General features: G+C 68.5%; 27 protein-coding genes. 13 read left to right on the top strand and 14 right to left on the bottom strand.

The features are described 5' to 3' along the window. Positions 1-159: 159 nt before the first annotated feature. Together AC4NMM_RS10510 and AC4NMM_RS10505 are read left to right on the top strand one after the other, a co-directional pair. On the top strand, positions 160-2,628 hold the full coding sequence (locus AC4NMM_RS10510; RefSeq protein ID WP_096393085.1) for a DNA topoisomerase VI subunit B: 2,469 nt from the start codon (positions 160-162) through the stop codon (positions 2,626-2,628). Continuing rightward, positions 2,629-3,714 (top strand): DNA topoisomerase IV subunit A, encoded by a 1,086-nt coding sequence (locus AC4NMM_RS10505; protein ID WP_096393086.1) that lies wholly within the window; start codon positions 2,629-2,631, stop codon positions 3,712-3,714. It abuts the gene before it with no gap. Between the two features lie 37 nt (positions 3,715-3,751). On the opposite strand, the gene AC4NMM_RS10500 is transcribed toward AC4NMM_RS10505, so the two are convergent. Continuing rightward, a complete protein-coding gene (locus AC4NMM_RS10500; protein WP_096393087.1) occupies positions 3,752-3,988 on the bottom strand; it encodes a CDGSH iron-sulfur domain-containing protein in 237 nt (78 codons plus the stop codon). A 77-nt stretch (positions 3,989-4,065) separates the two neighbouring features. Between AC4NMM_RS10500 and msrB the strand changes: the two genes are divergently transcribed. Beyond that, positions 4,066-4,476 carry a peptide-methionine (R)-S-oxide reductase MsrB gene (gene msrB, locus AC4NMM_RS10495; protein WP_491924218.1) on the top strand — a complete coding sequence of 137 codons (411 nt, stop codon included), beginning with the start codon at positions 4,066-4,068 and terminating at the stop codon, positions 4,474-4,476. 760 nt (positions 4,477-5,236) lie between these two features. Here msrB and AC4NMM_RS10490 read toward each other — a convergent pair. The 5 genes from AC4NMM_RS10490 to AC4NMM_RS10470 all read right to left on the bottom strand — a co-directional run bounded on the left by AC4NMM_RS10490 (position 5,237) and on the right by AC4NMM_RS10470 (position 9,243). Beyond that, positions 5,237-5,944, bottom strand: a complete 708-nt coding sequence (locus AC4NMM_RS10490) for a sensor histidine kinase (protein WP_491924217.1) — start codon at positions 5,942-5,944, stop codon at positions 5,237-5,239. 71 nt (positions 5,945-6,015) lie between these two features. Next, positions 6,016-7,170, bottom strand: a complete 1,155-nt coding sequence (locus AC4NMM_RS10485) for an acyl-CoA dehydrogenase family protein (protein WP_491924216.1) — start codon at positions 7,168-7,170, stop codon at positions 6,016-6,018. A gap of 69 nt (positions 7,171-7,239) precedes the next feature. Further along, positions 7,240-7,575 carry a putative antibiotic biosynthesis monooxygenase gene (locus AC4NMM_RS10480; RefSeq protein ID WP_096393091.1) on the bottom strand — a complete coding sequence of 112 codons (336 nt, stop codon included), beginning with the start codon at positions 7,573-7,575 and terminating at the stop codon, positions 7,240-7,242. 43 nt (positions 7,576-7,618) lie between these two features. Further along, the gene (locus AC4NMM_RS10475) at positions 7,619-8,758 is read right to left on the bottom strand and encodes a pyridoxal phosphate-dependent aminotransferase (protein ID WP_491924215.1); all 1,140 of its coding nucleotides are present in this window, start codon (positions 8,756-8,758) and stop codon (positions 7,619-7,621) included. Further along, positions 8,755-9,243: an Lrp/AsnC family transcriptional regulator gene (locus tag AC4NMM_RS10470; RefSeq protein ID WP_096393093.1), complete on the bottom strand. Its 489-nt coding sequence runs from the start codon at positions 9,241-9,243 to the stop codon at positions 8,755-8,757. Before AC4NMM_RS10470 ends, AC4NMM_RS10475 begins: the two co-directional genes overlap by 4 nt. 118 nt (positions 9,244-9,361) lie before the next feature. Here AC4NMM_RS10470 and AC4NMM_RS10465 point away from each other — a divergent pair, with 118 nt between their 5' ends. The 3 genes from AC4NMM_RS10465 (at position 9,362) to AC4NMM_RS10455 (ending at position 10,830) form a co-directional block, all read left to right on the top strand. Beyond that, on the top strand, positions 9,362-9,637 hold the full coding sequence (locus AC4NMM_RS10465) for a ribbon-helix-helix domain-containing protein (RefSeq protein ID WP_096393094.1): 276 nt from the start codon (positions 9,362-9,364) through the stop codon (positions 9,635-9,637). Then, complete coding sequence (locus AC4NMM_RS10460; RefSeq protein ID WP_491924214.1) at positions 9,630-9,893, top strand: type II toxin-antitoxin system RelE family toxin; 264 nt, start codon at positions 9,630-9,632, stop codon at positions 9,891-9,893. Before AC4NMM_RS10465 ends, AC4NMM_RS10460 begins: the two co-directional genes overlap by 8 nt. Positions 9,894-9,966: 73 nt before the next feature. Beyond that, the gene (locus AC4NMM_RS10455; protein ID WP_096393096.1) at positions 9,967-10,830 is read left to right on the top strand and encodes an aldo/keto reductase; all 864 of its coding nucleotides are present in this window, start codon (positions 9,967-9,969) and stop codon (positions 10,828-10,830) included. Positions 10,831-10,854: 24 nt separating this feature from the next. On the opposite strand, the gene AC4NMM_RS10450 is transcribed toward AC4NMM_RS10455, so the two are convergent. Together AC4NMM_RS10450 and AC4NMM_RS10445 are read right to left on the bottom strand one after the other, a co-directional pair. Beyond that, positions 10,855-11,667, bottom strand: coding sequence for a hypothetical protein (locus tag AC4NMM_RS10450; protein WP_491924213.1), 813 nt, complete (start codon positions 11,665-11,667; stop codon positions 10,855-10,857). A 90-nt stretch (positions 11,668-11,757) separates the two neighbouring features. Continuing rightward, entirely contained in the window at positions 11,758-13,110 is a 1,353-nt protein-coding gene (locus tag AC4NMM_RS10445) for an adenylosuccinate synthase (protein ID WP_096393098.1), read from the bottom strand. Between the two features lie 318 nt (positions 13,111-13,428). On the opposite strand from AC4NMM_RS10445, the gene AC4NMM_RS10440 reads away from it, so the two are divergent. Further along, a complete protein-coding gene (locus AC4NMM_RS10440; RefSeq protein WP_157745911.1) occupies positions 13,429-14,292 on the top strand; it encodes a hypothetical protein in 864 nt (287 codons plus the stop codon). Positions 14,293-14,534: 242 nt separating this feature from the next. Then, positions 14,535-14,840 carry a hypothetical protein gene (locus AC4NMM_RS10435; protein WP_004595838.1) on the top strand — a complete coding sequence of 102 codons (306 nt, stop codon included), beginning with the start codon at positions 14,535-14,537 and terminating at the stop codon, positions 14,838-14,840. Between the two features lie 82 nt (positions 14,841-14,922). Here AC4NMM_RS10435 and AC4NMM_RS10430 read toward each other — a convergent pair whose 3' ends face one another. Then, positions 14,923-17,169, bottom strand: a complete 2,247-nt coding sequence (locus AC4NMM_RS10430; RefSeq protein WP_096393099.1) for a DUF7527 domain-containing protein — start codon at positions 17,167-17,169, stop codon at positions 14,923-14,925. Positions 17,170-17,249: 80 nt separating this feature from the next. Further along, positions 17,250-17,723, bottom strand: coding sequence for an NUDIX hydrolase (locus AC4NMM_RS10425; RefSeq protein WP_096393100.1), 474 nt, complete (start codon positions 17,721-17,723; stop codon positions 17,250-17,252). 132 nt (positions 17,724-17,855) lie between these two features. On the opposite strand from AC4NMM_RS10425, the gene AC4NMM_RS10420 reads away from it, so the two are divergent. Then, on the top strand, positions 17,856-18,344 hold the full coding sequence (locus AC4NMM_RS10420) for a cupin domain-containing protein (RefSeq protein WP_096393101.1): 489 nt from the start codon (positions 17,856-17,858) through the stop codon (positions 18,342-18,344). Between the two features lie 47 nt (positions 18,345-18,391). On the opposite strand, the gene AC4NMM_RS10415 is transcribed toward AC4NMM_RS10420, so the two are convergent. Together AC4NMM_RS10415 and AC4NMM_RS10410 are read right to left on the bottom strand one after the other, a co-directional pair. Continuing rightward, the gene (locus AC4NMM_RS10415; protein ID WP_096393102.1) at positions 18,392-19,369 is read right to left on the bottom strand and encodes a transcription initiation factor IIB; all 978 of its coding nucleotides are present in this window, start codon (positions 19,367-19,369) and stop codon (positions 18,392-18,394) included. A 269-nt stretch (positions 19,370-19,638) separates the two neighbouring features. After that, positions 19,639-19,764: a hypothetical protein gene (locus AC4NMM_RS10410; protein WP_269459580.1), complete on the bottom strand. Its 126-nt coding sequence runs from the start codon at positions 19,762-19,764 to the stop codon at positions 19,639-19,641. Between the two features lie 400 nt (positions 19,765-20,164). On the opposite strand from AC4NMM_RS10410, the gene AC4NMM_RS10405 reads away from it, so the two are divergent. Then, complete coding sequence (locus tag AC4NMM_RS10405) at positions 20,165-21,352, top strand: M24 family metallopeptidase (RefSeq protein WP_491924212.1); 1,188 nt, start codon at positions 20,165-20,167, stop codon at positions 21,350-21,352. 107 nt (positions 21,353-21,459) lie between these two features. Next, a complete protein-coding gene (locus AC4NMM_RS10400) occupies positions 21,460-22,644 on the top strand; it encodes an MFS transporter (protein ID WP_096396086.1) in 1,185 nt (394 codons plus the stop codon). Between the two features lie 41 nt (positions 22,645-22,685). On the opposite strand, the gene AC4NMM_RS10395 is transcribed toward AC4NMM_RS10400, so the two are convergent. Continuing rightward, the gene (locus AC4NMM_RS10395; protein WP_096393104.1) at positions 22,686-22,922 is read right to left on the bottom strand and encodes a DUF7120 family protein; all 237 of its coding nucleotides are present in this window, start codon (positions 22,920-22,922) and stop codon (positions 22,686-22,688) included. Between the two features lie 69 nt (positions 22,923-22,991). Between AC4NMM_RS10395 and AC4NMM_RS10390 the strand changes: the two genes are divergently transcribed. After that, positions 22,992-23,378: a hypothetical protein gene (locus AC4NMM_RS10390; protein ID WP_096393105.1), complete on the top strand. Its 387-nt coding sequence runs from the start codon at positions 22,992-22,994 to the stop codon at positions 23,376-23,378. A 72-nt stretch (positions 23,379-23,450) separates the two neighbouring features. Further along, positions 23,451-24,101, top strand: a complete 651-nt coding sequence (locus AC4NMM_RS10385; protein WP_491924211.1) for a DUF7998 family protein — start codon at positions 23,451-23,453, stop codon at positions 24,099-24,101. 19 nt (positions 24,102-24,120) lie between these two features. Here AC4NMM_RS10385 and AC4NMM_RS10380 read toward each other — a convergent pair whose 3' ends face one another. After that, complete coding sequence (locus AC4NMM_RS10380) at positions 24,121-24,723, bottom strand: CDP-alcohol phosphatidyltransferase family protein (RefSeq protein ID WP_096393107.1); 603 nt, start codon at positions 24,721-24,723, stop codon at positions 24,121-24,123. Positions 24,724-24,726: the final 3 nt, after the last annotated feature.

Below are 24,726 nucleotides of genomic sequence, written 5' to 3'. Positions count from 1 at the left end.
GGGGTGTCACGGGGAGAAACCTGTCGGCCGGATCGGACGTTTCCCGTTCGTGCGAGAGGTTCTCGATCGGGGCGACGAGACGGCGTCTGACGCCGGGATCCACTTTCACCTCGCCGCCGGTGCGTTTTTAGGTGCCTCGGAGGTAGGAACGGGTACCGAATGACGTCCTTCCAGTCGACGATCGGCGACGAGGAGGGGATCGCGGAGGAGCTGGCCGAGGGCCAGCGCGAGATCTCCATCGCCGAGTTCTTCGAGAAGAACAAACACATGCTCGGGTTCGACTCGGGCGCCCGCGGGCTCGTCACCGCCGTCAAGGAGGCGGTCGACAACGCCCTCGACGCGACCGAGGAGGCCGGCGTCCTCCCCGACATCTACATCGAGATAGAGGAGGTGGGCGACTACTACCGGGTCGTCATCGAAGACAACGGGCCGGGCATCACGAAGGAACAGCTCCCGAAAGTTTTCGGCAAACTCTTGTATGGTTCAAGATTTCATAAGCGTGAACAAAATCGCGGTCAACAGGGGATCGGGATCTCGGCGGCCGTCCTGTACTCGCAGCTGACCTCCGGCCAGCCCGCGAAGATCACCTCGCGGCCGAAGGGGCAGTCGCGGGCGCAGTACTTCGAGCTCATCATCGACACGGACACGAACGAGCCGGAGATTCAGGCCGACGAGGAGACGACGTGGGACCGCCCGCACGGCACCCGGATCGAGCTGGAGATGGAGGCGAACATGCGCGCGCGCCAGCAGCTCCACGACTACGTGAAACACACCGCGGTCGTCAACCCCCACGCGCGGCTGGAACTGCGCGAGCCGGGCCTCGACGAGCCGCTGAAGTTCGAGCGCGCGACCGACGAGCTGCCGGCGGAGACGGAGGAGATCCGCCCGCACCCCCACGGGGTCGAACTCGGCGCGCTGATCAAGATGCTGGAGGCGACCGAGTCGTACTCCGTCTCCGGGTTCCTCCAGGAGGAGTTCACGCGGGTCGGCAAGAAGACCGCCGACAGCGTGATCGACAACTTCCGCGACGTCTACTACGGCCGCGAGCTCGCCTGGTCGCCGCCGCGCGCCCACGACGACCGCGACGTCGCGAGCGCGGTGAGCGAGGCCGTCGCGAACAAGGGCGCGGAGGCGACGACCGCCTTCGCCGAGGGCGTCGCCGAGACGGTTTCGAACAACGAACGGATCGCCCGGTCCGAACTCGCGGAGATCGTCGACAACGTCGCGGAGACGGTCGAGGGCGACACCGGGAAGACGTTCGGCGGAACCGTCCGCGAGAACGCGGTCGACGCCGCGTGGCGGGCGGTGACGGGGCTCGGCGGCGACGAGGACGAGAGCGAGGAGGGGGCCGCCGACTCCGGCGAAGCCGACGGCGACGCGGACGAGTCGCCGCTCGTCCCCGACGTGTACGCCCTCGTGGACGAGGCGACGTCGACGCGGAAGGACGACGCCGCCGTTCAGGCGATGGCCGAGGCGCTCTCGCGGCGGTTCGAGAACCTCGACGGCGACGCGTTCCGGATCACCCGCGACGACCTCGAACGCCTCGTCGCGGACGCGGCCTCGTTCGTCGCCGAGCAGCGCGACGCGACGTTCGGCGAGACCGCCCGCGAGAACGTCGTCGAGGCGTTCTGGTCGCGGGCGCGGACGGTCCCGGACGACCCGCCGAAGGTGAAGGCGATCGGCGGCGACCGCGACGCCGCCGCCGACCTGCTCGACGCGATGCGGACGACGGACATCCTCTCGCCGCCGACCGACTGCCTCGCGCCGATCACGGCGGAGCTGGTCGAGGCCGGGCTCCGGAAGGAGTACGACGCCGACTTCTACGCGGCCGCGACCCGCGACGCCGACGTCCACGGCGGCGACCCGTTCATCGTCGAGGCCGGGATCGCCTACGGCGGGTCGATCCCGGCGGAGGGGTCGGTCGAACTGCTCCGGTTCGCGAACCGCGTTCCGCTCGTCTACCAGCGCGGGGCCTGCGCGACGACGGACGTGATCAAGAACATCGGGTGGCGCAACTACGGGCTCGACCAGCCCGGCGGCTCGGGGATGCCGAACGGGCCGGCCGTCATAAGTATCCACGTCGCCTCCACGAACGTCCCGTTCACGAGCGAGTCGAAGGACGCGCTCGCGAACGTCCCGGAGATCGAAGACGAGATCGAGCTCGCGGTGCGGGAGGCCGCCCGCGAGCTGAAGTCGTACCTCAACAAGCGGCGCTCGATGCAGCAGCGCCGCGAGAAGCAGGACGTGCTCGGCAAGATCCTCCCGGAGATGGCCGACAAGGTGAGCGAGGTCACGGGCCGGCCGCGCCCCGACATCGACGGCGCGCTGGCGCGGATCATGAACAACGTGAGCGTCGAGCGCGAGGTGAACGGCGAGACGGTGACGCTCGTCGTCGAGAACCACTCGGACGTGAACGAGGAGCTGGAGATCACCGACATCGTCTCGACGGAGCCGACGGACCTCTCCGACGGGACGGTGGTGGACATGGACGGCGAGTGGTTCGTCCAGTGGAAGCCCGAGGTGCCCTCGGGCGACGAGCGGGAACTGACGTACGCGGTCGACGGGGACCCCGAGTTCGAGGTCAGCGTCGGCGGCGTGGAGACGGAGAAACTCACGGTGAACGCCTAAATGACGACCGAAAGCGACGCACGAGACGAGCTGATCGACCTGGCGGCGGACTTCTACGACCAGTTCGCTGCGGGGTCTATTCCGGAGATGACGCTTCCCACGCGGACGAAGAGCAACATCGAGTACGACGAGGAGAGCGGCGTCTGGACCTACGGCGACCGCACCTCGACGCGCAGCGCCAACTCGGTGCGGGGCGCGCGCAAGCTGTTGAAGGCCGCGTACACCATCGAGTTCCTCGCGAACCAGCTCGACGACGACCGCTCGTCGACGCTGCGTGAGCTGTACTACCTCTCGGAGTCGTGGGACAACGACGAGGCGCAGTTCAAGAGCCAAGACGAGTCGAACGACCTCGTCGAGGACTTGGAGATCGTCACGGGCGTCACCCGCGAGGACTTCCACATGCGCCCGGAGGAGTCGGGCGCGAAGGTGATGGGCCCGCTGGAGATCCGCGAGCAGACCAACCGCGGCGACCGCGAGATCCACTGCCAGCTCGACGTCGGACAGGGCGGCTACCAGATCCCCAACAACCCCGACACCATCGAGTTCCTCGACAACGACGCGGAGTTCGTCCTCTGCGTCGAGACCGGCGGCATGCGCGACCGGCTCGTCGAGAACGGGTTCGACGAGGCACACGACGCCCTCGTCGTCCACCTCGGCGGCCAGCCCGCCCGCGCCACCCGGCGCCTGACGAAGCGCTTCCGCGACGAGCTCGACCTCCCCGTGGTGGTGTTCACCGACGGCGACCCGTGGTCGTACCGCATCTACGGCTCCGTGGCGTACGGCTCGATCAAGTCCGCGCACCTCTCGAAGTACCTCGCGACGCCGGAGGCGCGGTTCATCGGGATCCAGCCGGAGGACATCGTCGAGTACGACCTCCCCTCGGACCCGCTCTCGGACTCGGACGTCAACGCCCTCGAATCCGAGCTGGAGGACCCGCGCTTCCAGACCGACTACTGGGAAGAGCAGATCGAGCTCCAGCTCGACATCGGCAAGAAGTCCGAGCAGCAGTCGCTCGCGAGCCGCGGCCTCGACTTCGTCACGGACACCTACCTCCCCGAGCGGCTGAACGAGATGGGCGTGCTGTAGGCGCGACCGCCGCCCCGGGCGCGGACGGCGCCCCTCGCTACTCGTCGGCGTATCCGATCTCGTCGACCTCGCGCCGTTCCTCGTCGGCGTCGTCGTTCGGGTATTTATAAACGACGCCGTCTTCCTCGTCGGTCGTCGCGTTGTGCGACCCGTCACAGAGCGGCTTCGTGTCCGACAGGCCGCACTGACAGACGTAGATCAGTCCGTCGTCGCCCTTGTCGTCGTCGTCGAGTATCGCCGGCCCCCGCTCCTCGTGCGTGACTTCGCGCGCCATGGGCGCGGTTCGGCTCCCACCCGAATACGGCTTGTGTCCGCCGCAACCCCCTTGCCCGTGGGGCGCGTACGAGCGGTATGAGCGAGACCGACGAGCGCGACCCGAGCGAGCTGACCGACGAGGAGTGGCGCGAGCGGCTCTCCGAGGAGGAGTACCGCGTGCTGCGCGAGAGCGGCACGGAGGCGAAGTTCTCGGGCGAGTACGTCGACCACCACCCCGACGACGGGGAGTACCGCTGTCGGGCCTGCGGGACGGTCCTCTTCGAGGCCGAGACGAAGTACGAGTCCGGCTGCGGCTGGCCCGCCTTCTACGCCGCCGAGGAGGAGTCGGTGACGACGCAGGTCGACACCAGCCACGGGATGCGCCGCACCGAGGTCCGCTGCGCGAACTGCGACTCCCACCTCGGTCACGTGTTCGACGACGGCCCCGAGCCGACGGGCAAGCGCTTCTGTATCAACTCGGTCGCGATGGAGTACGACGACGAATAACTTAGTTCGCCAGACACGTTGGGAGAAGACGTTTATAAATCGATCTCGGGCACTGTTGTCAGCGATATATAAGCGATCGACGACGCAATGAAGGTTTCCGAATCTCCAGCCGTTCGCTTATAAGTAGTTGTCAGTGGTTCTGCGGTAAACAACTTCAAAGCCCCAGCCGCTCGCCCATAAATGACTAATCACAGATCGGTGTCGAACACCTCCAAAGCCCCAGCCGTGAGGCGGGCGCAGGCGACGCAAGCACCGCAAGGAGCGAGCACCGCGAGCGACTGAGGAGCGTGGTTCGAGAGAGCGAAGCTCTCTCGTCATCCCGAAAATCTTCGATTTTCGGGCGACAGCGAGCGTGCGCCCGCCTCACGGCTGCCCCTTTGAGTCCCGCCCCTCCGGAAGACGGTCCTGCTCGCTCACTCCGTTCGCTGCGCGGGCTGCGACTTCCGTGCTCCCGCTCGCTTCGTCGCCGGCGCTTTGCGCCGGCTGCCAGAGGGACCTTCGGTCCCTCCCTGCTCGCGGGAACGCACAGCACAGCACCTCACACCTCCCCAGCCTCGCCGCTCACGCCCTCCGGGCGTTCGCGGCGTCCCTCGCGCGTGCTGTCTCGCGGTCGCCGGGGCGACCGCTCGCAGGCACGCGCCACCGCGTCGTTCTTTATAAGTAATCGTCGCCGCTGTTGGCGGGAAATTAAATATCACGCCGCTGCCGCCGATATGATCCACCAACGTTCGCTATCGAACGCCGTCGCGTCCGCTGAGTGTCACCCCTCGCAGAGCGGCAGTTGGACGACGAAGATCGCACCCTTCGGTTCGTTGTCCTCGACCCACACGTCGCCGCCGTATATCTCGACGAGCGACCGGACCAGGTAGAGGCCGATCCCCGCTCCCGGGCTGTCGAGCCCCTTCTCGCCCTTACCGAATATCTCGTCGCGCTGGTCCTCGGGGATCCCCGGTCCGTTGTCGGCGACGCGGATCTCCGCGACGCCCTCCGCCTCCTCGACGCTCGCGGACACCGTCACCTTCGGCGGAGTCTCGTCGTTGTGCTGGACCGCGTTCCGGAGGAGGTTCCGGAACACGGAGCTCAGCATCTCGTCGCCGACGACCTCGACCTCCGGGAACGAGCCCTCGACCGTGAAGACCGCCTCCGGGCACCCCGACCGGACCTCCTCCACCTGCTGCGAGAGGACCCGGTCGAGCGCGACGCGGCTCGGCTCCGTGTCCTCGCGGAGCATCACCTCCGCGAGGTCGCGGACCGTCGTGGTGAGCGAGACCGCGCTCTGGGTGTTGCGCTTGATCACGTCCAGGTACTCTCTCCCCTCCTCGTCGACGTGGTCGTCGAGCAGCTCGGCGTACGCGCCGACGAGCTGGAGGTCGTTGCGGATGTCGTGGCGCATCACCTGGTTCAACAGCCGGAGGTCGTCGCGCTGTCGCTTGAGCCGCTCTTCCGGGTCCACCTCGGCCTCGCTCATGACGATACGTACGCCCGCCCTGAATTTTTAAATGCCGGTTGCGGACGACGCCCGGGCGAGCCGCGCCCGGCCTACATCCCCTCGTCGAGCAGTTCGCGGGCCACGATGTTCTTCTGGATCTCCGTGGTCCCCTCGTAGATCTGGGTGATCTTCGCGTCGCGGTAGAGCCGCTCGACGTCGTGGTCGTTGACGAAGCCCGCGCCGCCGTGGACCTGGACCGCCTCGTCCGCGACCTCCACCGCGGTCCGCGAGGCGAACTCCTTGGCCATCGACGCGAGCGCGGTCAGGTCGCCCGACTCGTTGTCGACCGCCCACGCCGAGCGGTAGGTAAGCCAGCGGGCGGCCTCGGTGTTCGTGTGTATCTCCGCGAGCTTGTGTTTGATCGCCTGGAAGTCGCTGATCGGGCGGTCGAACTGCTCGCGCTCCTCGGCGTACTCCAGGGCCCGCTCGGCCGCGCCGCGGGCGATCCCGACGCCCTGCGCCGCGACCGCGGTGCGCGTCTCGTCGAAGAACTGCATGAGCTGGAGAAAGCCCATCCCGCGCTGGCCGATCAGGTTCTCCTCGGGCACCCGGACGTCGTCGAAGCGCAGCTCCGCGGTGTCGCTCGCGCGGATCCCGAGCTTGCCGGTGATCTTGTCGCGGGTGAGCCCGTCGCGGTCGGCCTCGACGAGGATCTGCGAGTAGCCGGAGTAGCGGTCGTCGATCTCGGGGTCCGTCTCGCAGACGACGACGAAGTAGTCGGCGACGGTGCCGTTCGTGATCCACATCTTCGAGCCGTTTATCACCCACTCGTCGCCGTCCTTCTCGGCGCGCGTCGCGACCGAGGTCACGTCCGAGCCCGCCTGCGGCTCCGAGATGGCCGAGCCCATCACCGCGTCGCCCGCGGTCACCTCCGGAAGCACGCGCTCCTTCTGCTCCTCCGTCCCGAACTCCATCAGCGCCTCCGCGCCGAAGCCGGCGCTGGAGATACAGAGCCCGATCCCGGGGTCGGCCGCGAACAGCTCCTCGGTGAGGATCGCGTTCTCCAGCGAGGAGTAGCCGATCCCGCCGTACTCGACCGGGACGTGCGGCGCGAGCAGCCCCATGTCGGCCGCCTTCTCCATCACCTCGTGGGGGTACGCCTCGTCGACGTCGTACTCGGTCGCCACCGGCCGGATCTCCTCGTCGGCGAACTTCCGCACCTCCTCGCGCAGCTGCTTCTGTTCGTCCGTTAGCTGGAACTCCATACGCGGACGATCAGGAACGAGCGTGATAATCGTTAGCGAACGCTCGACAATTCGCGAGGAGTTGTTCGTTTAGGAACCGTCCGCCGGGTACTCGCGCTCCTCGCGCACCTCGTAGTGGCGCGCGCGGTCGTCGTACCGCTTCAGCACCTCGCGAGCGGCGTCCGGGACGTGCGCGTCCCGGTACTCCTCGCCGGCGAACGACTTCACTGACTCCAGCGAGTCGAACCGCAGGATCGTGACGAACTCGACCTCGTCGCCGTCGGCGTCGCGGCGGAGCACTCGGGCGCCGCGGTACCCCTCGTTGTCGGCGTCCGCGAAGTCGGGAAGGATCTCCTCCCGGAGCAGCCGCTCGTACTCGTCGGCGTTCGCCGGCGTCGTCCACCCGTGCCAGATCCTGTCGATCATCGTCGTTCGGCGACCCCGGTCACCGTCCGCTTGGCGGTCCCGATCATCGACCCTCCACGAACGACGCGATCCGGTCGGTCGCCTCCTTCAGTTCGCCCATCGAGGTCGCGTACGAGACGCGGAGGTGGCCCTCGCCGCCCGCGCCGAAGACGGAGCCGGGGACGACCGCGACGCCCTCCGCCTCCAGCAGCGCCTCGGCGAACGCCTCGTCGTCGCCGCCGCACTCGGGGAAGGCGTAGAAGGCGCCGCCCGGCTCGAACGTGTCGAGGCCCATCTCGTTGAACCGGGAGACGACCAGCCGCCGGCGGCGGTCGTACTCCTCGACCATCTCCGTCACCTCGTCGTCGCAGCGGTCCAGCGCCTCGATGGCCGCGTACTGCGGCGTCGTCGGCGCGGACAGCATGGTGTACTGGTGGATCCGGTTCATCGCGTCGATCGCCTCCGCGGGGCCCAGCGCGTAGCCCAGGCGGAGCCCGGTCATCGCGTACGCCTTCGAGAAGCCGTTGACGACGACGGTGCGCTCGCGCATTCCCGGCTGGGTGGCGATCGAGTTGTGGTCAGTCTCGTAGGTGAGCGCGGAATAGATCTCGTCGGCGACCACTCGGAGGTCCTCGTCGCGGCAGAACGCGGCGACCTCGGCCAGCTGCTCGTCGGTCATCGTCGCGCCGGTCGGGTTGTTCGGGTAACAGAGGACGAGCAGGTCGGCGTCGCCGGCGCCCGCCGCCTCCAGCGCCTCGCGGGTGAGCGCGAAGTCGTCCTCTGCGCGCGTGGGGACCGTCAGCTGCTCGCCGCCCGCCAGTTCGATCCCCGGCCCGTAGGAGATGTACGTCGGCTCGTGGACCGCGACGGTGTCGCCGGGGTCGACCAAGGCCCGGAACGCGAGGTCGACCGCCTCGCTCGCGCCGGTGGTGACGAGCACCTCCGACTCCGGGTCGTACGACTGGTCGTAGCGCTCGTGGTGGTCGGCGATCCGCTCGCGGAGCGCCGCCATCCCGCGGTTCGCGGTGTAGGAGGTCTTCCCGCGTTCGAGCGAGTCGATCGCGGCGGTGCGGGCGGTCCACGGGGCCGAGAAGTCCGGCTCCCCGACGCCGAGCGAGATGACGTCGTCGCGCGCCTCCGCGAGCTCGAAGAACTTCCGGATCCCGGACTCGGGGAGGGTTCGCGCGCGGTCCGACAGTCTCATGGCGACACGGAGAGGCGGTCGTCGTCGTCGCCGTCCTCGAACCGGATCCCCCCGTCCTTGTACGTCTCCATGATGTAGTGAGTCACCGTCTGGGTGACCTCCGGCATGGGCGCGACCTGCTCGGAGATGAACTCGGAGACGTCCTGCATGTTCTCGCCGAGCACCTCGACGGCGAAGTCGTAGTCGCCGGACACGAGGTGTAAGGCGTCGACCGCGGGGAACTTCGCGATCCGGTCGGCCACCTGCTCGTACCCCGTTTCGCGGTCGAGCTCGACGTTGATCTCGACGACCGCGCGGATCTTCCCCTCGTCGACGCGGTCCCAGTCGACGACGGCCTGGTAGCCGTGAACGACGTTTTTCGCCTCCAGCGCGTCGATCGCGTCCGCGACCGCCGCCGCGTCGAGGCCCGTCTGGGCCGCGATGTCGTCGATGTCCTCGCGGGCGTTCCGCGCCAACACGTCGAGTACCTCGCGCTCGGCGTCCATACCTCACGATCGCGCGGGGACGGTTTATGAGTAGCGACGGGCGCAACACGGGCGAGCGGCGGGGGGTCAGGTGCGTGCGCCCCGAACCCTTTTTAGTGATACCACTGTATCACACGATATGAGCACCGACACAGACGCGGGCGACGACCGGATGGAGAAGATCAACGTCCGGGTTCCGAAGTCCCTGCTGGACCGGATCGACGAGGAGTGGGAACGGCGGGGGTACGCGAGCAAGTCCGAGGCGATCCGCGACGCGCTGCGCGACTGGGTGGACCCGTCGGTGACGCTCTCCGAGGAGACGCTGTCGGATCTGGCGGAGAGCCGCGAGCAGGCGGAACGCGACGAGACGGTGTCGGCCGACGAGGCCCGAGAGCGACTGGGTCTGGATGACTGAGGTCGAGTACACCGAACAGGCGCTCTCTCACCTCGAATCACTCGATTCGCAGGCCGCCGATCGGATCCTGAACAAGGTCGACGAGGCGACGGAGTGGACCGAACACCGATTGGAACCGCTCTCCGGCTACCCGTACCACAAGCTCCGCGCCGGAGACTACCGAGCCATCGTCACGTGGGACCGGGGCGCTGACCTCATTCGCGTCGAGGCCGTCGGTCACCGCCGGAACGTGTACGATCGACACCTCCCTCCCTGAGCGCTCACTGCTGTTCCTCCCCTCTCCTTCCGGCATCCCCACGGCTTTCCGCGTGGCGCGAGATCCGTCGCGCATGGCTTCGAACACCACCGGCGGGAGCGAGACGTTCGACATCGGCGGCGAGCTTACCGTCAACCGACTCGGCTTCGGCGCGATGCGGATCACGGGCGAGGATATCATCGGCCGCCCCGAGGACGAGGCGGACGCGAAGGACGTGCTCCGGCGCGCGGTCGACCTCGGCGTCGACTTCGTCGACACGGCCGACTCCTACGGGCCGGGCGTCTCGGAGCGGCTCATCGGCGAGGCGTTGGGCGACCCCGACGACGTCGTCGTCGCCTCGAAGGCCGGACTGCTCCGCAACCGCGAGGGCGACTGGCTCCCCCACGGCGACCCGGACTTCCTGAAAAATCAGGTGCTGTGTAGCCTCGACCGACTGGGGACCGACACGATCGACCTCTACCAGTACCACCGCCCGGACCCCGACACCGACTTCGAGGAGTCGGTCCACGCGTTCGCGGAGATGAAAGACGCCGGGCAGGTCGCCCACGTCGGCCTCTCGAACGTCACCGTCGAGCAGCTGGAGACCGCGATGGAGATAGTCGACATCGCGACGGTCCAGAACCGCTACAACGTCGGCCACCGCGACGACGAGGACGTGCTGACCGCCTGCGAGGAGAAGGGCGTGGGGTTCATCCCGTGGGGCCCGATGTACGCGGTCGACGACGGCGAGGCCGGCGAGGCTCTCGCCGAGGTCGCCGAGCGGCGGGACGCGACCCCCCAGCAGGTCTCGCTCGCGTGGCTCCTCGACCACTCCGACGTGACGCTGCCGATCCCGGGGACGTCGAGCGTCGACCACCTCGAGTCCAACCTCGCGGCCGCGGACCTGTCGCTGACGGACGAGGACCGGGCCGCGCTGAACGACGTCGACCCGCAGTAGGCCGCGAGGCCACGCCTGCCGGCTTCACCCGGCGGTCTCGACGTCGGCCATCTCGGCGACCTTCAGCGCGGTCGCGACGTTGAATGCCAGCCCGAGCGGCGCGGCGACGACCGCGGCCGCGACCGCGCCGCCGGGGCCGGCGTGCGCGAGGAGGCTCACCGGGACCGAACAGAGCGCCGTGACGACCGCGACGGCGAGGAAGAACCCGAGCGGTCGGTGTTCGTCCACGAGCGCTCGTGCCCGCCGCGCCGCGGACTCGATCCCGCGGTCCTCCAAGGCGAGGACGTAGACGGTCGGGAAGTACAGGTACGAGACGACGAGCGCCGCGAGGACCGCGACCACGAACAGCGGCGGGAAGAGGAGCAGCGGCAGGAACAGGGCCGCGAGTGCGAGGACCACGAGCGCTTCGAGGAGGATCATCCGAGCGCCAAACCGGCGGACGGCCGTGACGAAGTCGAAGCGCCCGGTCGTGATCCCCGCCGCGATGCTCCCGAAGTACCCCGCGCTCAGCGCGCCGGAGACGACGACGTACGCGCCGATCAGGGGTGCGAGCAGCGGCAACGGGTCGACGGCCCCAAACGGGAGCGACACCGTCACGCCGTCGCCGCTCGGCGCGTCAACGAAGCTCCAGAGGTCGTACCGGTACACCGGGAACGAGGCGCGGAGCGAGAGCCCGTTCGTCCGTCCCGTCGCGAGCAGTTCCCGGGCGCGGAACAGCGCCGTCGCCAGCGGGACGAGCGCGAGCGGAAGCAGCCGCCCGAGGTGCGCGAACGTGCGTTGGAGGATCGGTTCCGGGGGCGGCGTGTCGGCTGACGGACCGGTGGAGGGCTCGGCCATGGCGGGTTGATTGCGTTCGATCGTGAAAAGCGTCGTCCGTTCGCTCCAATCGACCGCACGCCGCGACGGGATCGAGGTCCGGTGGCGAGCCTACTCCTCGAACGGGTTCGTCAGCTCGACGGTCTCCTCGCGGTCGGGGCCGACGCCGACGGCGTACACCGGGGTGTCGATCTCGTCGGCGAGGAACTCCAGATACTCGCGGGCCGCCTCGGGTAAGGCGTCGTAGCCGGCCTCCGCGACCGTCGAGGAATCGAACTCTTCCCACGTGTCGAGCGTCTCGTATATCGGCTCGCAGCGCTCCCACCGATCGGTCGTGGTGGGGACCGTGTCGATCTCTTCGCCCTCAAGTTCGTAGCCCGTACACACCCTCAGCTCGTCGAGCCCGGCGAGTACGTCGACGTGGTTGACCGCGACGCCGGTGAACCCGGAGACGCGCGCCGAGTGCCGGAGCATCGGGAGGTCGAGCCAGCCGATCCGGCGCGGACGACCGGTGACCGTGCCGAACTCGCCGCCCTTCTCGCGGATCTCGTCGGCGAGCGCCTCCTCGGCGGCGTCGCCGTCGAGCTCCGTCGGGAGCGGGCCTTCGCCGACGCGCGAGAGGTACGCCTTCACGATGCCGACGACCTCGCCGTCGCCGACTTTCGTGACGCCGAGCCCGGAGCCGACGGCCGCGCCGCCGGCCGTCGGGTTCGACGAGGTAACGAACGGGTAGTTCCCGTGGTCGACGTCGATGTGGGTTCCCTGCGCGCCCTCGAAGACGATCGCGTCGCCGGCCTCGTGACGGCGGTAGAGGTAGTCGGAGCAGTTGACGGTCATGCCCTCGTCGGCGAGGCGCTCGCCGATCGCGGCGAACTCCTCGTGGAGCGCGTCGACGTCGAACGCCTCGGCGCGGTCGTCATCGTCGAGTTCGAGCCCGTACACGTCCTCGACGAGCGCGCGCTTCTGCGGCACGGCGTACTCCAGCTTCTCGCGGAGCGCGTCCGGGTCGAGCAGGTCGGCGACCCGGATTCCGCGGCGGCCGGCCTTGTCCTCGTAGGTCGGGCCGATCCCGCGGCCGGTGGTGCCGACCTCGTCGCCGGCGTCGTCGTCGGCCTTCACCTCCTCCTCGATTCCGTCGAGCACGCGGTGGTACGGCATGATAACGTGCGCGCGGCGGGCGACGCGCACGTCGGGGTCGAGCCCGCGCTCGCGCAGGTCGTCTATCTCGGTGAACAGCGTGCGCGGGTTGACGACGCAGCCGTTGCCGAGAATGCCGACGGTCCCCCGGACCGCGCCGCTGGGAACCAGCGAGAGCTTGTACTCCGCGCCGCCTTCGACGACGGTGTGGCCGGCGTTGTCGCCGCCCTGATAACGGACTACGACGTCCGCGTCCCCTCCCCACCGGTCGACGAGGGCGCCCTTGCCCTCGTCGCCGAGCTGGGAGCCGACGATGGTGAGTGTCATTCCGCCTGCCGGTTTCCCGCGGGGGGTAAAACCGATTACGGTCTGCGACCGGAGAGACCAGCATAAATACGGATCGAATTCAGAGATATTTCCGTAAAATCGCCTTGTTCGTGTATTGTCTCTCAGCAGTATATCTGATGGCTCTCCTCGTGAAATAACCCCTGACTCGGATTGCTGAATCACAGGTAAAATAGGTTAAATATCGATGAATTTGTAGTTCTGTTCACAATGACCTGCTGACCATGTTCCCGGAACTGAATTAATATAAAATAGCATATAAATCCTCAGATTCATTTACTAACGGTCAAATTATGAGTCATGTCAAATCGGATCCTTTTGTACTCTGGCCAAATGGGAGGAAAATCGACGTTCACAGGCGGCCTGTTCAGTCACTTACAGAACCGCGAAGATACGGTGGTGAGTCACCGGATGCAGTATGGGAGGCCCGAGGACTTTGAGAAGCGCATTTTGTCGCAACTACTTGAGAGCCACCAGTACCCTCACCAAAATCCGGAACTATATATTGTCGACGTAACGCTGGGCGGGGGCGCACGAGATGGGCGACCTGACGAAATCACAATTATCGATTTTCCGGGAGAGTCCATAGAACTCATTCGTGACGACCCTCCCTGGAACCAACAAGATACGGATTCGATCGAACGACAGTACGAAGAACTCGAAACACACGATGATGGTTCCAGTTTCCTTATGTCGATAGAAGAACGAGAAACGGTGATTAAGCACGAATACTTTCAGAGCGATACCGTGATTTTCCTATTAAACTTCCATAAACTGCTCATGACTAATCAGCACACGCCCGTATACGACGCACGCGATTTGCGAACAGTGGCCGAAGAAAAGGACATCGCCCTCGTCGCTATCGGTACGGATATTCTCGACTACAAGCCGAACGATGATGTCGTTAGTAGCGACGGATTATTGAGTTTTATCCGAGGGTCCGGGAGTTCAGTCGACTCGGAGTTACTCGATACCATAGACGACACCGTTTCGGTGCCAGGCATTTGGGACATACTATACACAGCCAAATCAAATAAAAATATCTCGTTTTTCGGGGTAGCAGTTCCGAGCCGAGAGTCTGGTGGAGACGACCGCTCAGTTGTCTCCGAAAACGGAGTGGCGGAAACGTGGGGATACAAAAATGTCCTCAAGTGGTTATCTTGACTCGTTCTACAAACCAACTGATCAGGAGCGACGTCAAATCGGCGCTATAGCTCTCTGAATTCCGATGGAAGTACTGAGAACTGGACCTGATCTCCGAGGATTTACTGTCGTATTTATAACTCTGCCGCCGTGCCGCGATCGAACACGTTAATTACTCCCACGTCAAAGCCTGCGATCTGACGAGGCCTCCCCGGCCGCCGACAGCAACTTTTAAACGGGGGCATGACGAGTTAACATGTGCCATGATAGATCGACTAGAGAAGGAGGTAGACATGCTGGAACGTCACCTCCAAGTCCTGCGGATGGTCATCGAGAACGAGCCGATCGGCATCGTGAAGATGTCGAACGAGACGGGCTACCCGCACCACAAGGTCCGCTACTCGCTGCGGGTCCTCGAAGAGGAGAACCTCATCGAGCCGTCCAGCCAGGGCGCGATCACCACGGAGCGGACCCACGAGTTCGTCGACGAACTCGACGAGAAGCTCGACGAGACCGTCGAGAAGCTCGGCTCCATGCGGATCGACGACGCCGCCGAACTGGAGAACTGACCTGAATTTCGATTTCGCCCGCCGACGTGACTGACGCGTTTCTGCGCTCCCGGTAGCCGTCTCCGACAGGGTCCCGTGACGGCTACAAGTCGGGGACCGTCATGTGGAACCCGCCGTCGCGCGCCTCGACGAGGCACAGGTGGTACCCCTGCTTGCGCGAGAGCTTCACGAAGCTCGCCCGCTTCGACCGGCTGAACAGGCCGCCGCCGACCGCGTCGCTCGCGGTCTCTAAGGCGCCCGGCTCGAAGAAGCTCTCCGTCACCGCGAACGCCCCGGCGAACGTCTCGTTCGAGGCCGCGATGTCGCGCCCGTTCTCGACGAGCGACTCCAGCGTTCCCTCCGGCGTGGGGTCCCGGCTGTCGTTCAGGTCGGCGACGAACAGCGGGTGGCCCATCCGGTCGCGCAACACGAGGTCGAACGCCCGCTGCTCGCGGACCTCCTCGCCGCCCTCTCGGAGCTCGACGGACACCGTCCCGCCGATCTCGGCGCGGTCGATCTCGGGAAGCGCGTCGTAGAGGTCGCGGAGTGTCCCCTCGTTGCCGGTGCCGCGGACCTCGAACGGGAGGTCCTCGACGAGCCAGCGGGTGAAGCCGTACTCGATGGTGTCCTCTAAGAACTCCGCGAACGGCCGGCCGTCCACCGCGAGGCCGTCCGTCTCGAAGCTCGTGTGGTGTTCGACCCGGAGGTTCTCGCGAAGCGCCTCGCGGTCGACGGTCCCCTCGTGGGCGTCCGCCAGCGTCGCGCCCTCCTTCGAGTCGTACCTGATGAACAAGTTCGTCCCGTTACGCGCCTCGCCCGGCGTGAGCGTCCGCTCCGCGTCGGGGAGCCGCTCTTTGGCGTTCGAGAGCTCGCTGCGGAGCCGGTCGCGCTCCTCCTTGAGCTCGTCGACCTCGGACTCGAGCCGGTCGACCTCGTCGGCCAGCTCGTCGCGCTCCGACTCGACCTCGTCGCGCTCGGTCGCCAGCCGGTCTCGCTCCTCCGCCAGCGACTGCCGCTCCGTCTCCGTCTCCTCTAAGGCCGCCTCGAGTTTTCGAACCCTATCGGGGTCGGCGCCGCCCTGCGCGTCGCGTCCGTCGCGTTTCGACACCGCGGACGGCCCCGACGACGTTCCGTCGGTGGAGCGCGGCGACGGCGACCCGCCGTTCGCGTTCGACCCGTCCCGATCGGCCCTGCCGCGGTCGGCGCCCGAGCGGGAGCGCCGCGACGACGCGGCGCGGCGCTCTTCCGCGCTCCGGGGCTCCCCGCCCGCCTCGGAGGGGTCGAGCGCCGGGATCGACTTCTGTTCCCGCCACTCGGCCTCCTCCGAGAAGACGTCCTCGGAGTCCGGCGCGTCGGCGGCGTTCGGGTCGGGAGAGTCCCCGGCGTCGGACTCCGAATCGGACGCCCCGTCGGGCTCGGTCGGCGGGCGGCGCACGCGGTCGGATCCGGCCGGTCCGTCGGCGTCCCGCTCGGCCGACTCCGCGTCGCCGATACGGACCTCGTCGGGCGTCGATCCTTCTTCCGCCGACGCCTCGCCCCCGTTGCGTTCGTCTCTCGCGTCGACACCCGGCGACTCGTCGCTTCCGCTCGCGGCGGTCGGGTCGCCGTCTCGGCCGGCGCTCGCGGCGGGACCGACCGCGCTCGCGGGGCCGCCGTCGTCTCCTGCCGTCTCCGGCTCGGCGTCGCTCTCGGCGTCCGACGGTCCGTCGTCCGCGTCGCTCGCGTCGTCGGAACCGGCGGTCTCGGTCGGGTCGACCGCGGCGCTCGGTTCACCCGCGTCGCCCGCGTCGTCCGCATCTTCTGCGTCGTCGCCGTCCGGGAGCGGGCGGACGTCGAGGTCGACCTCGTACACCGTGTAGATGCCGACCTCGTCGGCGGCGAGGTCGAACGCGTCGTCGCCCGTCTCCAGCCGCCGCGCGTTGCCGACGTACGCGGCCGCCATCGACTCGCCGCCGGTGTAGGCGACGTAGTAGTCGCCGGAGAGGACGTTCTCCGACAGCTCGATGTAGCCGGTGAACCCGCCCTGCGAGAGCTTCCGGTCGGCCTCCTTCAGCGGCGTGTCGTTGGTGTAGTACTTCGCCCGCGGCTCGCCGCCCAGCTCCTGCATCGCGAAGAGCACGGGGAGCGCGTCGTCCGGGGCCCGGTAGACGGTCCCGGCGGCGTCGGCGAAGGCGTCGAGCGTCGCGTCCACGACGCCGACGACGCGCCCGTCGACGAGGAACAGCCACCCGGTCCCGTCGGTCGCCGCGCCGGAGAACCCGTCGTCGACGATCCGCCGGAGCCCCGCGAACCCGTCGGAAAAGGAGCGGTCGTCCCACTCGGTGATCGCTTCCCGTCGCTGTGCGTCCATCCTTGCGTTTACGTCGCCAACACCGACCCAAATACCTTCCGGAGCGTGAGACGGCCGTCTGACGCCGCGACGCCCTTCGTTCAGTCCCCTCCGACGGCGGCGATCGCCTCTCGACCGAGGTCGACGACGTCGTCCGGGAGGTCGCTCGCCGCCAGTTCCTCCGAGGTGTACCAGCGCCAGCGCGCCGGGTCGACCTCGTCGTCCCCGTTGGGAGCGATCTCGCGGGAGTCGACGCGGGCGTAGTAGAGGTGGTCGACGTGCTGGTGGCCCACCGACCCGTCCTCGTGGACGTTGATATCGTGGAGCATGAGGTGGGCCGGCTCCGGGAGCCCGCGGGTGTTCGGGCCCGTAACCTCGGACTCCGTCGCGACCAGCTCGGGGGTCAGCCCCGTCTCCTCGCGGACCTCGCGGCGAGCGGCCTCGTGCGGGAGCTCGTCGCGGTCCACGTGCCCGCCGGGAGGCAGCTTAATTCCGAGCCGCTCGTGGTCGTGAAGGGCCGTCGCGCCGTCGTGGACGATGTACGTCGTCGCCGTGAAGTGGCGAGTCGTCTCCATGTCCGCGGGTGGCGACGCGTCGCCTTCGCGGTTTCGGCTCGGGCGGACGCCGCGACGCGGGGGCGCGGGCCGGACGACGGACGCTCCCTCGGCGACGCGAACGATTTTGGCGTTCCCACCTAACAGTGGTCCATGCCACCTATCAACGCGGACGACCTGTCGTGGACGGCCCCCGACGCGGACGACGCCGCCTGGCGGCGGAAGCGTCTGGGCGCGGCGGCGGGCGGCGAGGACCTCGGGTGTAGCCTCTACGAACTGCCGCCCGGAGAGCGGTCGTGGCCGTACCACTACCACACGGCCAACGAGGAGGCGCTGTACGTCCTCGCGGGCGAAGGCACGCTGCGGCTGGACGAGGAGACGCACCCGCTTCGACCGGGGGAGTACGCCGCGTTCCCCGCCGACGCCTCGGGCGGCCATCGCGTGGTGAACGACGGCGACGACACGCTGCGTTACCTCGTCGTCTCGACGATGCGGGAGCCCGACGTGACCCTGTACCCCGACTCGGAGAAGTTCGGCGTGTACGTCGGCTCGCCGCCCGGCGGCCGCGAGGAGCGGTCGCTGTCGGGATACTATCGGATCGGCGACGACGTGGGGTACTGGGAGGACGAAGAACGCGGATGAAAACGGCGGAAATCGAACGTCACGACGACCGGACGCGGAGCGACGCGTCAGTTCAGCGCGACCGAGTCCTCGGCCTCGAGGAGCTCGTGGTACCGGTTCCGGATGGTGACCTCACTGATGTTCGCGACCTCGCTGACCTCGCTCTGGGTCACCTTCTCGTTGACGAGCAGGGAGGCGGCGTAGACGGCGGCCGCGGCGAGCCCGACCGGCGACTTGCCGGAGTGGATCCCCTGTTCCTTCGCCGTGTCGAGCAGGCTGCGGGCGCGGCGCTCGGCCTCGTCGGAGAGGCCGAGGTCGGAGGCGAACCGCGGGACGTAGCTCTCGGGGTCGGCGGGCTGGATCTCCAGCTTCAGCTCGCGGACGACGTAGCGGTACGTCCGGGCGATCTCGTCTTTCTCCACCCGGGAGACGCCCGCGATCTCGTCGAGGCTGCGGGGCGTCCCCGCCTGTCGGGCGGCGGCGTACAGCGACGCCGTCGAGACGCCCTCGATGGAGCGGCCTGGGAGCAGGTCCTCGTCGAGCGCGCGGCGGTAGATGACGGAGGCGGTCTCGCGGACGTTGTCGGGGAGGCCGAGCGCGCTGGCCATGCGGTCGATCTCGCCGAGCGCCTGCTTGAGGTTTCGCTCCTTGGAGTCTCGGGTGCGGAACCGCTCGTTCCACGTCCGCAGCCGCTGCATCTTCTCGCGCTGTCGGCTGGACAGCGACTTGCCGTAGGCGTCTTTGTCCTGCCAGCCGATGTTCGTCGAGAGCCCCTTGTCGTGCATCATGTTCGTCGTCGGGGCGCCCACCCGCGACTTGCTGTCCTTCTCCTTGGAGTCGAACGCGCGCCACTCCGGCCCGCGGTCGATCTCGTCCTCCTCGACGACCAGCCCGCAGTCGACACAGACGGTCTCGCCGTGTTCCGTGTCGGTCGCGAGCTGGCCGCCGCACTCGGGGCACCGCAGCTCCTCTGCCTCGCTCTCCGACTCGGTCTCGCTCTCGTCGTCGACGTTCTCGGTCGTGTACGTTCGAAGGTTCTCGCTCATTGGTTTGGTGCGTGGAGGGAACAACGAAACCGAGAGACGGGTCTCGGTGTTTTCCTCACCTTCGGGTAAGTGAGCGACGAACTTAAATGTTTGCGTGTTTGGTGCCGCCGAGACACGGCCGAATTCAACGTGTAGAACCCTGTACGATTCGGAATTTGTGACGGTGCGAGTCGACCCGTCGCGAGAACCGATCCGACGGTGAAAGCGCGGGATATAGTATATAGGCGTTTCGTGGAAGCCGGACGCCGCCCGAGCGTCCGATCCGTCCGTCAGTCTCCGGTCGCGGCCGTCGCGACCGCGCCGGCCACGCCGCCGATGACCACGCCGGTCCCGGACACGAGTAGCAGGGTCGCGACGAGGTCGGGGGCGGCGGTGACGCCGGCCGCATCCGTCACCGGAACCCCGTCCGCGTCGGAGATCGGGAGCGCCTCGTCGCTCGCGTGACCAGTGCGCGTCGAAGCGGAACCAGACCGTCCCCTCGACCGCGGATATCTGTCCGCCGACCACGCCGGGCGACGGCCGAGTCGCCCGGTGACACGCCGGCGAACGCGAGTCCGACCCACGTGAGCGCCAGTCCGAGCAGCGCCGCGCCGCTCCCGCAGGCGACGTCGACGGGCAGCCAGCCGGACGGGAGGGACACGAGCGAACGGAGGGTAGTTCGTCGGTCGGTCGACATCGCAGCCGCCTCGTTCCGGAGTGAGCGGTATCTGCCTTTCTCGGCGCCGTCAACGGCCCCGCCGTTCGGCCGGTTCCGCGAGGACAACCGCTTTGACCGTCGCCCGAACAGGGGCAGGTATGAACCGAGCGCGACTCGACGACCGCCTCGCCGACCTCGACACGGACGGCTACCTGCTCGACGCCTCGCAGGAGGACGCCAACCAGCTGTACCTCTCCGGGTTCACCGGGCCCGACCCGTTCCTCACGCTGTACGCCGACGGCGAGGTCCACCTCCTCGTCAGCGGGCTGGAGTACGGCCGCGCGACGGCGGAGGCGGCGGCGGACACGGTGGAGCGCCACGCCGACTACGACTTCGAGTACGGCGGCCGCGAGGAGCGCAACGACATGTACGCCGCGTTCGTCCGCGACAAGGGCGTCGAGTCAGTCTCGATGCCGCCGCGCGGCCCGGTCGGCACCGCGGACGCCCTCCGCGAGCGCGGCATCGACGTCGCGGTCGACGCCGACGATCGACTACAGGAGGTCCGCGCGGTGAAGACCGACGAGGAGATCGACGCGATCCGCGACGCGCAGCGGGCGAACGAGGCCGCGATGCGGGCCGCCGAGGAGCTGATCGCCGGCGCCGACGTGGCCGGGGAGGACGTCCCGGCGGACGGCGACGTCGAGCCCGGCACCCTGCTCCACGGGGGCGAGCCGCTCACCAGCGAGCGGGTGACCGAGGAGATCGAGGTGACGCTGCTGCGCCGCGGCTGCGCGCTCGACGAGACGATCGTCGCCGGCGGCGCGCAGGCCGCGGACCCGCACGACCGCGGCTCGGGGCCGCTCCGCGCCGACGAGGCGATCATCGTCGACATCTTCCCGCGCTCGAAGGCGACGAAGTACAACGCCGACATGACGCGGACGTTCTGCGTCGGCGAGCCGAGCGAGACCCTCCGCGAGTGGTACGACCTCACCGAGCGGGCGCTGGACGCCGCGCTCGACGCCGTCGAGCCGGGCGCCACGGGCGAGGAGGTCCACGCCGCCGCCTGCGAGGTGTACGAGGAGGCGGGCGAGCCCACCTTCCGGACCGACCCCGAGACGGAGACCGGGTTCATCCACTCCACCGGTCACGGGATCGGGCTCGACGTCCACGAGTCGCCGCGGCTGGCGAACGGCGGCGAGGAGCTGGAGCCGGGTCACGTGATCACCGTCGAGCCCGGCCTCTACGACCCCGCGGTCGGCGGCGTCCGGATCGAGGACCTCGTCGTCGTCACCGAGGACGGGTACGAGAACCTCACCGACTACCCGATCCGGTTCGCGGCGGAGTGAGCCGCCGCGGGGCGCCCGGATCGCCGTCGGCGACGCGGCGCCGCGCGACACCCGGCCCGTCTGACCGCGATCGGAAGCCGCTTTGACCCGTGCCGGGAACGGCGACCGTGAACTGGCGGTACGAACACGCGGCGCTCGCGCTCTGTACGCTCGCGTTCACCGGCACGATGGTGGCGCGGCTGGTCGTCAGCCCGCTCGTCCCCGAGATCACGGCGCGGTTCGGCGTGACCAACGGGACCGTCGGGCTCGCCTTGAGCGGGATGTGGCTCACCTACGCGCTGGCGCAGTTTCCCTCGGGCGTCCTCGGCGACCGCTACGGCGAGCGCCGCGTCATCCTCGCCGCGGTCGGCGCAACCGCGGTCGCCTCCGTCCTCCTCGCGGCGTCGCCGTCGATGCTCGCGTTCGGGCTGTTCGCGGCCGCGCTCGGCGTCGGGGCGGGGCTCCACTACTCGGTCGCGACGACGTTCCTCACGCGGCAGTTCGACGACACCGGCCGCGCGGTCGGCGTCCACGTGGCCGGCGGGCCGCTCGCGGGACTCGCCGCGCCGCCCGCCGCCGCGCTCGTCGGGTCGCGGTACGGCTGGCGCGCCGGCGTCCTCCTCGGCGCCGCCGTGGCGGTCCCCGTCTTCGTCCTGTTCGCGTGGCGGGTCCGGCCGACCGAACCCCTCCGCCCCGACCAGCCGATGGGCGAGCGGTTCGCGCTCGGTCCGCTCGTCGAACTGCTCTCGCGGCCGCGGATCCTCTACACGACCGCGCTGGCGACGATGGGCGCGTTCACGTGGCAGGCGACCGCCTCGTTCCTCCCGACGTTTCTGGAGTTCGGGACCGGCCTGTCGAGCGCGCTGTCGGCGCTTCTGTTCTCGGTGTACTTCCTCGTCCACGGCGGCACGCAGCCGGTGACCGGGTCGGTGTCCGACCGGATCGGCCGCGACGCCACCGCGATGGTGACGATGGGCGCCGGCGTCGTCGGCTACGGGACCCTCGTCGCGGCCGCGGCGTTCGACTGGGGGATCGCCGCCGTCGTCCCGGGCGTCGGCCTCGTCGGCCTCGCGATGTCGTGGGGGGCGCCGGTCCAGTCGCGGTTCATGGACCTCCTGTCCGACACTGAGCGCGGCGCCGGCTTCGGGCTCGTCCGCACCGCGTACATGGTGACGGGCGCCACCGGGAGCGTGGTCGTCGGCACCGTCTCCGACGCCGCGGGGTGGGCGGTCGCCTTCGGACTGCTCGCCTGCGTGATGGCGCTCGGACTGGCGACGCTGTCGGCGAACCGGCTGTTCGGGTTGGGGTACTGAACCGCGGTTCGTTTAAAAGGAGCGCAGCCGAGCGCGAGTACTTAGAGTCGGTCGTCTTCGATGCTGCCCGGGTCCTCCGCGGTGTCGAACATGTTGTTCTCGGCGCCGTCGAGCATCTCGTCGCGGGGCTCGTCGTCGACGACGCTCACGTTGTACGCCTCGATGCCGGACGCGATGAGGTCCTCCGCGGCCTGCTCTTCGGAGACGAACTCGTCGTCCGCCAGCTGCTGAAACTCCGCGTACACGTCGTCCGAGAGGTTCAGCTCGAAAGTGGGCATACCCCTCGTTCCGACCGGACACTTTTAAATTGATCCCTCGTTGCGTGACGTGTTCGGAGTCCCCCGCTCATGAACGACGGCGACGAGACGGTGATCGAAGCGTACGACGACGGTCTGCGGGTCGTTCACGAGGAGCGCATGCGACCCGACGCCTACCACGTCGACGGCCCCGACGGCCGGATCGCGTCGTTCGAGATCGCGGCGGCGGCCCGGCTGTACGCCGACCTGTACGCGATCACCGACGGCTTCGACGAGAAGCAGACCGGCAGGCGGGGCGTCCCGCCGACGATCGCCCGCGCCGACGAGGGGATCCGAATGACGTACCTCGCCGTCCGCCGGTCGGTTGCGTACGCCGCAGCGGCGTTCGACGTCGACGAGTCGGTCGTCCGCGACGCCGTCGACGGCGTCCACGCGCGGGCGACGGAACTGCGCTCGGGGCCGGACGGAAACGGCTGAGGCCCGCTCGCCAGTGACGGCCCGAACATCTGCGGGGTCAGGAGTACCCCGGCGGACCGCCACCTTACGCACATGCCCAGTTTCCCGTCTCCCTTCGGCTCCGACGAGGACGACCTGTTCGACGGCTACGACGAGTTCGTCGCGGACGACCTCCCGCGACCGGGCGGGTTCCTCGACGGCCACGACGTGCTCACGGGGGCGGACCATCTCGCGTTCCACCGCCTCACGCGCGAGTGTTTCGAGGCGCGGACGGTGTACGACATGACGTTCGACTACAACCTCGCGCGGCTGAACCTGGACACGCGCCACGAGGACGCCGGGTTCCGCTACGCCGTCGAGCGCGGCGACGCGGCCGACGCCGTCGACGCCGCTGACGCCGGCGGGGACGCCTTCGACGGGAGCGGGGTCGACCGCGTCCTCCGCGCGGAGTTCACGCCGACGACCGCGTTCTGCCCGCAGACGCACACGCTGACTATCGGAGCCTTCCGCGCGTGGAACGGCCTCGCCGACCGCCACGAGTACGACCTCGTCCGGGTCCGCGCGGCCCCGATGCACAACCAGAGCGAGGCGGTGAACGACCGGCTCGCGGAGTTGGAAGACCGGTTCCTCGAAACGGGCGACGTGGAGGCTGAGGGCGACGAGGGCGTGGGAATCGGGTCGAACCCGGTGGGTGGAAGGGGAGAAGCGAGCGCGCCGAGCGGCTCGACCGACGCGCCGTTTTAAATAGCGATCTCGAAGCCGGCTACAGGTCCCGCCAGGCCCCGAGGAACCGCTGGACCGCGGTGAGGTGGCCGACGACGGCGAACAGCGCGAGCAGCACGCCGACGACGTTCAGGCCGGCGACGATCGGCGCCGAGTAGACCGCGGCGACGACGCCGACGATCCCGGCGAGCGCGAGCCGGTCGGCCCGGCCGAGGAGCCCGCCGTACTCGCGGCCGATGCCGACCGCCTGGATCTGCGTGCCGAGGTAGGAGGTGAGGAGGACGCCCGTGACGGCGGCGAAGCCGAGGGCGTACGCCTCGATCCCCGCGGTGAACCCCGCGATGATCGCCACGTCGGCGTAGCGGTCGAGGACGTGGTCGAGGAAGTCGCCGCCGTCGGAGGCGACTCCCTGATGGCGTGCGAGCGCCCCGTCGACCACGTCGAGCCACCCGTTGAGGAGGACGAGCAGCGCGCCGGCCGCGTAGAGGGGAGCAGAGCCGGCGGCGAAGGCGGCGGCGGCCGCGACCGCGACGAGGAAAGCGATAACGCTCACCTGGTCCGGCGAGAGGCCGAGCCTGTCGGCCGCCGACACCCACGGGCCGAGGAGGCGGTCCGCCACGGACCGGTACTGGTCGAGAGTCATCTA

The sequence above is a fragment of the Halorubrum sp. SD41 genome, from assembly GCF_058630335.1.
The sequence above is the reverse complement of the archived record's forward strand: the minus strand, read 5'-3'. Positions and strand labels throughout refer to the sequence as shown.